General features: G+C 64.1%; 6 protein-coding genes. 5 read left to right on the top strand and 1 reads right to left on the bottom strand.

The genetic code is table 11. The features are described from left to right. Positions 1-34: 34 nt before the first annotated feature. From U5782_RS02315 to U5782_RS02305, 3 genes are all read left to right on the top strand, one after another. Positions 35-718: a type 1 glutamine amidotransferase domain-containing protein gene (locus tag U5782_RS02315; RefSeq protein ID WP_322042247.1), complete on the top strand. Its 684-nt coding sequence runs from the start codon at positions 35-37 to the stop codon at positions 716-718. Between the two features lie 241 nt (positions 719-959). Further along, entirely contained in the window at positions 960-2,054 is a 1,095-nt protein-coding gene (locus U5782_RS02310; RefSeq protein ID WP_322042246.1) for an NADH:flavin oxidoreductase/NADH oxidase, read from the top strand. 66 nt (positions 2,055-2,120) lie between these two features. Beyond that, positions 2,121-2,420: a putative quinol monooxygenase gene (locus U5782_RS02305; RefSeq protein ID WP_322042245.1), complete on the top strand. Its 300-nt coding sequence runs from the start codon at positions 2,121-2,123 to the stop codon at positions 2,418-2,420. Positions 2,421-2,528: 108 nt separating this feature from the next. On the opposite strand, the gene adhP is transcribed toward U5782_RS02305, so the two are convergent. Continuing rightward, complete coding sequence (adhP, locus tag U5782_RS02300; protein WP_322042526.1) at positions 2,529-3,557, bottom strand: alcohol dehydrogenase AdhP; 1,029 nt, start codon at positions 3,555-3,557, stop codon at positions 2,529-2,531. A gap of 379 nt (positions 3,558-3,936) precedes the next feature. On the opposite strand from adhP, the gene U5782_RS02295 reads away from it, so the two are divergent. Together U5782_RS02295 and uvrA are read left to right on the top strand one after the other, a co-directional pair. Then, positions 3,937-6,303, top strand: coding sequence for a tetratricopeptide repeat protein (locus tag U5782_RS02295; RefSeq protein ID WP_322042244.1), 2,367 nt, complete (start codon positions 3,937-3,939; stop codon positions 6,301-6,303). 201 nt (positions 6,304-6,504) lie between these two features. Continuing rightward, positions 6,505-12,453: an excinuclease ABC subunit UvrA gene (uvrA, locus tag U5782_RS02290; RefSeq protein WP_415914224.1), complete on the top strand. Its 5,949-nt coding sequence runs from the start codon at positions 6,505-6,507 to the stop codon at positions 12,451-12,453. Positions 12,454-12,526: the final 73 nt, after the last annotated feature.

Genomic DNA, 12,526 nt, shown 5'->3' with positions numbered 1-12,526 from the left:
GAGCGTCCCGACATCATCGAAAAAAGGAACGTCGATGAAGGTACTGATCGTTTTGACTTCGCACGAAGACCTCGGCAACACGGGCAAGAAGACGGGTTTCTGGCTCGAGGAATTCGCGGCGCCGTACTTCGCCCTGCGTGACGCAGGTGCACAGATCACGCTGGCTTCGCCCAAGGGTGGCCAGCCGCCGCTCGACCCGAAGAGCAGCGATCCGTCGGCGCAAACTGATGCGACGCGCCGCTTCGACGGCGACGCCGCCGCGCGTGCGGAACTTGCCAATACGAAACGTCTCGCCGATGTCGACGCGAGCGAGTTCGACGCCGTGTTCTATCCCGGTGGCCACGGCCCGCTGTGGGATCTCGCGGAAGACCCGCTGTCGATCGCACTGATCGAAAAGACGATCGCAGCAGGCAAGCCGGTCGCGGCCGTGTGCCATGCGCCGGGCGTGCTGCGTCACGTGAAGGGTGCCGATGGCCGTCCGCTCGTGGCCGGCAAGAACGTGACCGGCTTCGCGAACAGCGAGGAAGAGGCCGTTCAACTGACGGACGTGGTGCCGTTCCTCGTCGAGGACATGCTCAAGGCGAATGGCGGTCACTACACGAAGGCCGCCGACTGGGCTCCGCACGTCGCAACCGATGGCCTGCTCATCACGGGGCAAAACCCGGCGTCGTCCGAGCCGGTGGCCGAGGCGCTGCTCGCGCTGCTGCGTAGCAAGTAAGCTCCGAAGTCACCCCCGATTTATCCAGGTTTCCTGAAGGCAACATTCCACGCTGCGCGAAACGCGCGGCGTGGACGGATTTTGTTGTCTGTTCCGGCGACACGTGCCGAAAGGAAATCCCGATTTTTCAAGCTTTCGCAGGTCGTGCATCGCGCGCGGCCCGCGTCGGTCGATTACCGTTTTTTCAAGGGCGGGAGCCAGCGCTGAAAAGCCTGCTCCGGCCGCTATAGGAGTGCAGTAGATGTCCGCATTGTTCGAACCGTTCAAGCTCAAGGATGTGTCCTTGCGCAATCGCATCGCCGTTCCGCCGATGTGCCAGTACATGGCCAACGACGGCATGATCAACGACTGGCACCACGTCCACTACGCGCAGATCGCGCGCGGCAGCGCAGGCCTCGTGATCGTCGAAGCGACGGCGGTGTCGCCGGAAGGCCGCATCACGCCGGGCTGCACGGGTATCTGGAATGATGAGCAAGCCAAGGCCTTCGCGCCCACCGTCGCGGCCATCAAGGCTGCGGGTTCGGTGCCTGGCATCCAGATCGCGCACGCAGGCCGCAAGGCAAGCGCGAACCGTCCGTGGGAAGGCGACGACCATATCGCCGAAAGCGATGCACGCGGCTGGCAGACCATTGCGCCGTCCGCGATCCCGTTCGGCGCGAACCTGCCGAAGGTGCCGCAGGCGATGACGCTCGATGACATCGCGCGCGTGCGCGAAGACTTCGTCGCGGCGGCAAAGCGCGCGCTCGACGCAGGCTTCGAGTGGCTCGAACTGCATTTCGCACACGGCTATCTGGCGCAGAGCTTCTTCTCGGAGCACTCGAACCAGCGTACCGATGCCTACGGTGGCAGCCTGGAGAATCGCAGCCGTTTCCTTCTGGAAACGCTGGCTGCCGTGCGCAAGGTCTGGCCGGAGCATCTGCCGTTGACGGCGCGCTTTGGCGTGATCGAATACGATGGACGCGACGAGCAAACGCTCGCCGAGTCGATCGAACTCGCGAAGAACTTCAAACGTGAAGGTCTGGACATGCTGAGCGTGAGCGTCGGTTTCTCCACGCCGACCGCGCAGATTCCGTGGGCGCCCGCGTTCCTCGCGCCGATCGCACAGAAGGTGCGCCGCGCGACGGGCCTGCCGGTGTCGTCGGCATGGGGTATCGGCACGCCGGAACTGGCTGAGCGCTCGGTTGCCTCGGAGCAGCTCGACCTGGTGATGGTGGGTCGCGCGCATCTTGCGAATCCGCACTGGCCGTACTTTGCCGCGCAGGAACTGAAGGTCGATCGCGCAGCGTGGGTGCTGCCGGCGCCGTACGCGCACTGGCTCGAACGCTACAAGGGTTGAGTCGCGTCGGCTCAGAAAGAGCCGATCGGAAATTTCATTGATTTCATTGACGATAAGGAAATCTCGATGAGCATCTATGTCTTTGCAAGCCTCACGCCGAAGGCCGAGCACGTTGCCGACCTCGAAGCGGTACTGCGCCACATGGTGGCCGAAACGCGCAAGGAAGCGGGCAATCGCCGCTACGACCTGCTGACTCGCGCGGACGGTGCGCCGGGCTTTCACATCTACGAAACCTATGTCGATGAAGCTGCCGTGCAGGCGCATCGCGAGAGCGCGCACTACGTGGCATTTCGCGCCAAGATCGGCGACTGGCTGGCCGAGCCGGTCGACGTCAAGGTCTTGAAGGGCGTGGATATCGCGGCCTGAGGCCGATGATCCAGCCGCGCATCGATTGATGCGCGAAGGCGCCGGGACGATGTCGTGTCCCGGCGCTTTTGCTTTTTGCAGCGTTGAATGTGCTGATGCGCGCGCGATTCAGTTCGCGAAATCGAGCACCACGCGACCTTCGATGGCGCCGCGCTCCATACGCGCGAAGACGTCGTTGATGTTTTCGAGCCGGTCGGTGCTAACGGTCGCCTTGACCTTGCCTTCCTGCGCGAACATCAGCGATTCCTCAAGATCGAGCCGGGTGCCGACGATAGAGCCGCGTACCGTCACGCCACTCAAGACCATGTCGAAGATCGGCAGCGGAAAATCGCCGGGCGGCAAGCCGTTGAGCGAGACCGTGCCGCCACGGCGCACCATGCCGAGCGCCTGCGAAAATGCGATTGGCGAAACGGCGGTTACGAGTACGCCATGCGCGCCGCCGATTTCCTTCTTCAGAAACGCGGCCGGGTCGGTAGTCTTCGCATTGACGGTGACCGTGGCGCCCAGGCGTTTCGCGAGTTCGAGTTTCCCATCGTCAACATCGACGGCGGCGACATTGAGACCCATCGCGCGCGCATATTGCACGGCCATGTGACCCAGTCCGCCCACGCCGGAAATAACGACCCAATTGCCCGGGCGCGTATCGGTTACCTTCAAACCCTTATAGACCGTGACGCCCGCGCAAAGTATCGGCGCGATGTCGATAAAGCCGATTGCTTTGGGCAACAAGCCGACGTAATTCGCATCGGCCTTCGCGTATTGCGCGAAGCCGCCGTTTACCGAATAACCCGTGTTTTGCTGCTGTTCGCAGAGCGTTTCCCAGCCGCCGAGACAATGTTCGCAATGACCGCAGGCGGAGTAGAGCCACGGAATGCCCACGCGGTCGCCTTCCTTCACGTGCTTCACGCCGCTGCCCACGCCCACCACGAAGCCCACGCCTTCATGGCCCGGAATAAAGGGAGGCTGGGGCTTGACGGGCCAGTCGCCGTGCGCGGCATGCAGATCGGTGTGGCACACGCCGCACGCTTCGATCTTCACGACAAGCTCGCCTGGACCTGGCTCGGGAATCGCAACCTCTTCGATCACCAGTGGCTTGCCAAACGCGCGGACCACGGCCGCCTGCATTGTCTTGCTCATCATCGGGCTCCTGTGTGCGGGGCGGCGCGTTGCACCGGATCGGGTGCCAGCGCAACGTCCGTCCGAATGACGCGCCGGCGGTTGCCGGCGTCAGAGGCGAGCGCAAGTGTTGCGATGTAGCATGCATCGCAGATGCGCTTTTTCGCTTTCGTCGCGCTTGCAGTGTGCAACAAAGCGTGGGGCGTTGCGTTGAATCTGTGCATGGCATAACGACGCAGGGCGAGAGCGAAGTTAATTAACGAAGGCACGGTGATGTCATTTTTACATCGCATTCCGAATCAATTTATTTGCTTTCGGAGTGCAAGAAAATGGCTTGGCGGCGAGACGGCACATCGGGCCGATTACAATCAACGTTTTGCTCATTGAATGGCGCATCCGGATGCAGATCGACGAACTCTTTCAGCAAGCTCACGAACGGCATATCGCCGGGGATTTTGCATCGGCGCGCGAGGCTTACGGCCGTATCGTCGAACTTGACCCTTCGCATGGCGCCGCGAGATTTCGCCTCGCGGTGATCGACATCCAGCAAGGCCGTTTTCAGGACGCCATTCTGTGGCTTACAAGCGCCCTCGAAATCGAGCCCGCCAATCGACGCTATCGTGAAGCATTGGGGCAAGCTTATGCTTTCGCGCAGCGTCATGCGGATGCTGCGTTGGTCTATCGCAGTCTGCTCGAAGAAGATGCAGCCGATCCTGATCACTGGTTCGGACTCGGTGCCGCGCTCCAGGCGCAGGGTGAGCTGAGCGAAGCGGCGGCGGCATGGGAAGGCGTCACACAACGCGATCCGCATCGAGCCGATGCGCTCAATAATCTCGGCAATTGCCGCCAGTTGCTCGGTGAACCAGTGCTCGCGCGCGACGCTTATGAGCGCTCGCTTGCGGCGCAACCCGGCAATGTGGACGCGCTCGTCAACCTCGGTGCGCTGTTGCGCTCGCAAGGGCAGCGCGCTCAGGCACTGGCATTGTTGCGCGAAGCCGTGACCGCGTCGCCCGAATCGACGGCTGCGCTCGTGAATCTCGGCGCGCTGCTGCTGGACGAGGGGAAACCGCAAGAAGCCGCAAACGTGCTCGTGCGCGCGCTGCAGCTTGCACCGGATTTCGCGCACGCCGCGTTCAATTACGGCAACGCGCTGCATGCGTTGGGACAGCGGCGCGAGGCGCAAGCGCAGTATCGGCACGCGCTGTCGATCGAGCCTTCGCATGCGGATGCGGCCAACAATCTGGGCAACGTGTGCCGCGAACTGGGCGAGCACAAAGCGGCAATGGACGCTTTCGAAGCCGCGATTCGCGCGCGGCCCGATTTCGTCGATGCATGGAACAACGCGGCGAATCTGGAGCGTGCTCTGGGTCATCAGGACCGGGCGCGCGCGCTGCTGGGCAAGGCGCTAGAACTCTCCCCGGAGCATTCGCCCACGCTCAATAATCTCGGCAACGTGTACAAGGATTGCGGCGAGCTCGACGAGGGTGTTGCTTGCTTCGAGCGCGCCGTGAAAAGCGATCCGGACAACCTCACCGCGCACAGCAATCTGCTCTACGCGCTGTCGTTCCAGTCACCCGAGCCCGAGGCGATTCTCGCGCAGGCGCGTCGCTGGTCGGCGCACCATGAGGCGCCGTTGCGTGCGGTGCGTATCTCGCACGAACGCAGAAGTGTGGAAGGGCGCCGGTTGAGAATCGGTTACGTCTCGGCGGATTTTCGTGAGCATTGCCAGGCATTATTCATGACGCCGCTGCTGTCGAATCACGACCGAAGCCGCTTCGAGATTCACGCGTATTCGAGCGTCGTGCGGCCCGACGCCGTCACGTCGAGCCTCGCCGCACACGTGGACGTGTGGCACGACGTGCGCCAGCTCGACGACGCGGCGCTCGCCGAGCGAATTCACGCCGATGGCATCGACATCCTCGTCGATCTCGCGATGCACATGGCCGATGGCCGGCCTCTGTTGTTCGCGCGACGTCCCGCGCCGGTGCAGGTTGCGTGGCTCGCCTATCCGGGCACGACAGGGATCGAGGCGATCGACTACCGGCTTACCGACCCGCACCTCGATCCAGCGTCGTTCGACGCGCACTACACCGAACGCACGATCCGTTTGCCCGACACCTTCTGGTGCTACGACCCGCTCGCGCACGAACCCGCCGTCAATGCGCTACCGGCCGCGCGAATGGGGTATGTGACACTCGGCAGCCTGAACAATCCCTGCAAGTTGACCGAGGCCACGCTCGGTTTGTGGTCGGGTGTATTCGCGGCTTTGCCCGATGCGCGTCTGCTGCTGATGGCAGCCGAAGGCGAGGCGCGTGAGCGTCTTGCGGTGCGGCTTGCACGTCATGGCATCGATCCGGCGCGTGTGCGTTTCGTGCCGTTCCAGCCGCGCGATGCTTATTTGCGCACGTATCACGAGGTCGATATTGCCCTCGACACGTTGCCGTACAACGGCCACACCACGGCCCTCGACGCGTTGTGGATGGGGGTGCCGGTGATCACGCGCGTTGGCGCAACTTGCGCGGGGAGGGCGGGGCTGTCCCAGTTGGCGAATCTGGGGCTTGATGCGCTCGTGGCTTCTTCCGACGCGGATTTCGTGCAGACGGTGGCCGGGCTTGCCCGTGATCTGCCGCGACTCGCCGAACTGCGCGCGACGTTGCGTGCGCGTATGGAAGCGTCGCCGCTCATGGATGGAATGCGATTTGCGCGGGGCATGGAAGCCGCGTACGAGACGATGTGGCGCGAGTGGAGCGAAGCCGACGTGCGATAAGCCGCCGTTGGATGCGTCTGGCCGAATGGCCCAGGCCGAATGGCCGACTTTTTCGAGCCGCGCGTCCGCTCTGGCCATGCTTCAGCACGCGTCCAGCATGCTGTATAAATATACAGTAAAATCTCAAACACTCAGCCCGCCGAATCGGGCCGAAAGCTGCCGGGCTCGCCGCCCGGTTCCTACGCCTGTGATCCATCCGGAATGCCAGCGCAAGTGAGCGATAACCGATCTATCCGTATCCGCGGTGCCCGTCAGCACAACCTCAAGAATCTCGACCTCGATCTGCACACCGGTGAAATGACGGTGGTGACCGGGCCGTCCGGCTCGGGCAAATCCAGCCTCGTGTTCGACACCCTTTACGCGGAAGGGCAGCGCCGTTACGTCGAAACCTTCAGTGCCTACGCACGCCAGTTTCTCGATCGCATGGACCGTCCGCAGGTCGATCGCGTGGACGGCGTGCCGCCCGCCATCGCCATCGACCAGACCAACCCCGTGCGCAGTTCGCGTTCGACGGTCGGCACGATGACCGAGCTGAACGACCATCTGAAGCTGCTGTACGCGCGCGCCGCGAATCTGTTCGATCGCGTCACTGCGCAGCCGGTGCGCCACGACACGCCGGAGACGATCTACGCCGAATTGCGCGCGCGCACGGCGGCGGGCGATCCGCGCCTCGTGGTGACGTTCCCGGTCGAACTGCCGGACACGACCACCGAAGAGGAAGTGCAGCAATGGCTGTCCGCGAGCGGCTATACGCGTGTGCAGGCGCAGCGCGAAGTCAAAACCGCAGAAGGCACGCGCAAGGTGCTGGACGTGGTGGCCGACCGCTTCCGTTTGCAGAACGCCGAAAAAAGCCGCGTGGTCGAGGCGATTGAAGCGTCGCTCAAGCGCGGCGCGGGGCGTGTGAACATTTATGTCGTATCGGAAACCGACGCTGCGAGCGAGGTTTCCGATACGAAATCCGAGCCGCAGATCTGGCGCTTCTCCACCGGCCTGCATTGCCCGGATAGCGATCTGCGTTACGCGGACCCGCAGCCCGCGCTGTTCTCGTTCAATTCGGCCTACGGCGCCTGCGAGGCCTGCCGGGGCTTTGGCCGTGTGATCGGCGTGGACTGGGGGCTGGTGATTCCCGACGCGCGTAAATCGTTGCGCGGCGGCGCGATCAAGCCGTTGCAGACGCCCGCCTGGAAGGAGTGTCAGGACGACCTGATGCGTTACGCCGCCAAAGCGGGCATTCCGCGCGATACCGCGTGGTCGGAACTGACCCAGGCGCAACGCGACTGGGTGATCAACGGCGTGCCGGACTGGAAGGGCGACTGGCAATCGCAGTGGTATGGCGTGAAGCGCTTCTTCCAGTACCTGGAATCGAAAGCGTACAAGATGCACATTCGCGTGCTGCTGTCCAAGTACCGTAGCTATACGCCGTGCGAGACATGCGGCGGCGCGCGTCTGAAGACAGAGGCGTTGCAGTGGCGTCTCGGCACGCAGGAAAACGCGGATGAAGTGCTAGCGCCCGCCGCGCGTTTCCTGCCGCATGGCGTGGACTGGTCGCGCGCGCAACTCGAAGCGCTGCCCGGATTGACGCTGCACGACGTGATGCTGTTGCCGATCGAGCGGATCCGTCGTTTCTTCGACGACCTCTCGCTATCGTCGGCACTCCTTGACGATGCGCTCAAACTGCTGCTCGCCGAAGTGCGCACGCGGCTCAAGTATCTGTGCGATGTCGGCCTCGGCTATCTCACGCTCGACCGCCAGAGCCGCACGCTCTCCGGCGGCGAAGTGCAGCGGATCAATCTGACCACGGCGCTCGGCACCTCGCTGACCAAGACCTTGTTCGTGCTCGACGAGCCGAGTATCGGGCTGCATCCGCGCGACCTCAACCGCATTGTCGAGGCCATGCAGCGACTGCGCGACGCAGGCAACACGCTCGTGGTGGTCGAGCACGATCCTTCGGTGATGCTGGCCGCCGATCGTCTGATCGACATGGGCCCGGGGCCTGGCGAGCGCGGCGGCACGATCGTTTATGACGGCACGCCGAAAGACATTCGTTCGTCCGGCACGTTGACCGGCGAGTATCTGGGCGGTCATCGTGCTGTAGCCGATGCCTCGCATTGGGAGCGCCGTCCGGTCGATGCGAAGACGCCGAGCCTCCTGCTCGAAGGCGCGAGCGAACACAATCTGCGCGATGTGACGGTGCAGTTCCCGTTGCAACGCCTCGTTTGCGTGACGGGCGTGTCGGGCTCGGGAAAATCGACGCTCGTGCAGGACGTGCTTTATCCGGCGCTGGCGCGCCATCTCGGCAAGGCTACGGAATCGCCGGGCGTCTATCGCGCGCTCAGCGGCGCGGAGCAGATTACCGACGCCGTATTCGTCGATCAGTCGCCCATCGGCAAGACGGCGCGCTCGAATCCGGCCAGCTACGTGGGCGCGTTCGACGAAATCCGCAAGCTGTTCGCCAAGGCGCCGCTCGCGAAGCAGCGCGGCTATACGGCGGGCATGTTCAGCTTCAACTCGGGCGAAGGCCGTTGCCCGACTTGCGGCGGCTCGGGCTTCGAACACATCGAGATGCAGTTCCTGAGCGACGTCTATCTGCGTTGTCCGGACTGCGACGGCAGCCGCTATCGTCCGGAAGTGCTCGAAGTGAAGATCGAGCGCGCAGGCCGTACGCTGTCGGTCGCCGACGTGCTGGACCTGACCGTAAGCGAAGCGGCGCAATGCTTCGCTGAGGATGCCGAAGTATTGCGGGTGATCCAGCCGATCGTCGATGTGGGTCTCGAATACGTGAAGCTTGGCCAGCCCGTGCCGACGCTTTCGGGCGGCGAGGCGCAGCGCCTGAAACTGGCGGGCTATCTCGCGGAGACCGCGCAGGCGCGCGGCAAGGATAAGGCGACGGGCGGCCGTCTCTTCATGTTCGACGAGCCCACCACGGGCCTGCATTTCGACGACATCGCCAAGCTCATGCGCGCCTTCGGCAAGCTGCTGGCGGGTGGTCACTCGCTGCTCGTGATCGAGCACAATCTCGACGTGATCCGTGCGGCGGACTGGCTGATCGATCTCGGTCCCGAAGGCGGCGATGCGGGTGGCGAAGTGGTGTGCGTGGGCACGCCTGAAGACGTGATCGCCTGCCCGCGTTCGCATACGGGTGCAGCGCTCGAACGCTACGAAGCCGCGCTGGGGCAAGGCGTCGAGCCGTTGCTGGCGGAGGAAGAGGGCGTCGCGTTGCAGACGGCCCTGCGCGCCGCGCAGGCGCGCCGCGAGATCCAGGGCGAGGACGTCGTGCGTATCGTGAATGCGCGCGAGCACAACCTCAAGGCGCTCGACGTCGATATTCCGCATGGCCGTTTCAACGTCATCACGGGGGTGTCGGGTTCGGGTAAATCCACGCTCGCGTTCGACATCCTGTTCCATGAAGGCCAGCGCCGCTATCTGGAATCGCTGAACGCTTATGCGCGCTCGATCGTGCAGCCCGCGGGCCGTCCCGAAGTCGACGCCGTGTACGGCATTCCGCCTACCGTTGCGATCGAGCAGCGCCTGTCGCGCGGCGGTCGCAAGAGTACCGTCGCGACCACTTCCGAGGTGTGGCACTTCCTGCGTCTGCTGTACGTGAAGCTCGGCATGCAGCATTGCGTTCATGACGGCACGCCGGTTACGTCGCAAAGCGTCGATGCGATCGTCGCGCAATTGTTGCGCGAGCATCGAGGCGAGCACGTGGGCCTGCTCGCGCCGCTCGTGGTGAACCGCAAGGGCGTCTATACCGATCTCGCGAAATGGGCCAAGGCGCGCGGCAACACGCATCTGCGCGTCGATGGCGAATTCCTGCCGGTTGCGCCGTGGCCGAAGCTCGACCGCTTCCGCGAACATACGATCGAACTGCCGGTGGGCGATCTCGTGATCGAGCCTGAAAACGAGGCGCAATTGCGTCAGATGCTCGACGCGACGCTCGAAGCGGGCAAGGGCGTCGTGCATTTGCTCGCCCCGCTCGATGGGCTCGATGACGCGCTCGGCAACGGCACATCGACGTCGCACGTCGGCACGGTGAAGGTGCTTTCGACGCGGCGTGCTTGCCCGGTGTGCGGCACGAGCTATCCGGAACTCGATCCGCGCATGTTCTCGTACAACAGCAAGCATGGCTGGTGCACGACCTGCGTGGGCACGGGGCTCGCACTCACGCGCGAGCAGCGCGCCGTCTACGACGACACGGTGATGTCCGCCGACGATCGCGGTCGCGAACAGACGCTGCCTTCGGACGAGCAGGAACCGGAAGGCGTGGTCGACGAACCGTGTCCGGATTGCCACGGCACGCGCCTGAATCCCGAGGCGCGCGCGGTGACCTTCGATGAACATGCGATCGTCGAGATCGCGCAATGGACCGTGGCCGATACACGCCGCTGGATCGAGTCGCTCGAACTCGATGGCCGCGAAGCGCAGATCGCGCGCGACGTCATCAGCGAAATCCGCAGCCGTTTGCAGTTCCTGGAGGAAGTGGGTCTTGGCTATCTGAGTCTCGACCGTGCCGCGCCGAGTCTCTCGGGCGGTGAAGCTCAGCGCATCCGTCTCGCGGCGCAGCTTGGCAGCAATTTGCAGGGCGTGTGCTACGTGCTCGACGAACCGACCATCGGCCTGCATCCGCGCGATAACCAGATCCTGCTCGACGCGCTGCGCAATCTCGGTGACAAGGGCAATACGCTGGTTGTGGTCGAGCACGACGAGGACACGATTCGCCGCGCCGATCACATCATCGACATCGGGCCGAGCGCGGGCAAACGCGGCGGGCGTGTGGTCGCGCAGGGCAAGGTCGCGGATCTCGCGGCGCAGCCGGATTCGATCACGGGTCGCTATCTGGCGCATCCGATAGTGCATCCGCTGCAACCGCGCCGCGAAGTGAAACCGGCGCGTGCGGGCCGCGATGCGGTGCCCGAGCAATGGCTCACCGTGCATGGCGGCAAGCTGCACAATCTGCGCAACGTGACCGCACAGATTCCGCTCGGGCGTCTCGTAGCGATCACGGGCGTGAGCGGTTCCGGCAAGTCGACGCTCGCACGTGATGTGCTGCTTTCGAATCTGCTCGACGCGGTGGGGCGTTCGGTGCTGTCGTCGCCGGCCCAGCGGCGCGCGCGCAAGGCCGTGAAGGAGAGCGCGCCGAGCGCGGCGGAACGCCGTTCGAGCGTGATCGCACGCACCAGCACGAAGCCGAAGATCGAGGTTTCGCACACGTGGCAAGGCTGCGATTCGATCAGCGGATGGGAAAGTATCGACCGCGTGCTCGAAGTCGACCAGACGCCGATCGGTAAAACGCCGCGTTCGTGTCCCGCGACCTATATCGGCGTGTGGGATGCGATTCGCCGTCTGTTTGCCGAGACGCTCGAAGCGCGGGCGCGCGGCTATAGCGCCTCGCGTTTCTCGTTCAATACCGGCGACGGTCGTTGCCCCGCTTGCGAAGGCCAGGGAGTACGCACCATCGGCATGAGCTTCCTGCCTGACGTGAAGGTGCCTTGTGATGTCTGTCATGGTCAGCGCTTCAATCCGGAAACGCTGGCGGTGACCTGGCGCGGCCGCAACATCGGCGAAGTGCTGACGATGGAGATCGACGAGGCGGTCGAGTTTTTCGCGTCGATCACGAGCATCTCGCATCCGTTGCAATTGATGAAGGATGTGGGGCTCGGCTATCTCACGCTCGGCCAGCCTTCGCCGACGCTGTCCGGCGGCGAGGCGCAGCGCATCAAGCTCGTGACCGAGTTGTCGAAGGTGCGCGACGACATCACGCGACGCGGCCAGAAGGCGCCGCACACGCTCTACGTGCTCGACGAACCCACGGTGGGCCTGCATATGGCGGACGTCGCGCGGCTGATTCGCGTGCTGCATCGTCTCGCGGATGCGGGCCATAGCGTGGTGGTGATCGAGCACGATCTCGACGTGATCGCCGAAGCCGACTGGATCATCGACCTCGGTCCCGAGGGCGGTGTGGGCGGCGGGACGATCGTCGGCGCGGCGGACCCGGAAGGACTCGTGAAGGTGGCCGCGAGCCATACCGGCGTGGCGCTCAAACCGGTGCTCGCGCGCACGGCGACCGATGCAGCGGATGCTGGGTCCGCGGTGGATGGCGTGAGCGATCCAGACGCTGCCAGACGGCGTGTGGCGGCGTCTGAGGGGTAACCCCGCCCGATGCCCGGGGAAGACGCCTGCAACGGCTTTAAATGGCCTTTGCAGGCGTCAAATCGCTTGATCT

This window comes from Paraburkholderia sp. J67, assembly GCF_905220265.1.
In the GTDB taxonomy this organism is placed as follows: Bacteria; Pseudomonadota; Gammaproteobacteria; order Burkholderiales; family Burkholderiaceae; genus Paraburkholderia.
Note: the sequence above shows the minus strand (reverse complement) of the source record. Positions and strands in the feature narration are given on the sequence as shown.

What these genes read in the sequence shown, in the direction of transcription:
- U5782_RS02305 (WP_322042245.1), top strand. Translation starts at nt 2,121, where the DNA reads ATGAGCATCTATGTCTTTGCAAGCCTCACGCCGAAGGCCGAGCACGTT.
- U5782_RS02295 (WP_322042244.1), top strand. Translation starts at nt 3,937, where the DNA reads ATGCAGATCGACGAACTCTTTCAGCAAGCTCACGAACGGCATATCGCC.
- adhP (WP_322042526.1), bottom strand. Translation starts at nt 3,557, where the DNA reads ATGAGCAAGACAATGCAGGCGGCCGTGGTCCGCGCGTTTGGCAAGCCA.
- uvrA (WP_415914224.1), top strand. Translation starts at nt 6,505, where the DNA reads ATGCCAGCGCAAGTGAGCGATAACCGATCTATCCGTATCCGCGGTGCC.
- U5782_RS02310 (WP_322042246.1), top strand. Translation starts at nt 960, where the DNA reads ATGTCCGCATTGTTCGAACCGTTCAAGCTCAAGGATGTGTCCTTGCGC.
- U5782_RS02315 (WP_322042247.1), top strand. Translation starts at nt 35, where the DNA reads ATGAAGGTACTGATCGTTTTGACTTCGCACGAAGACCTCGGCAACACG.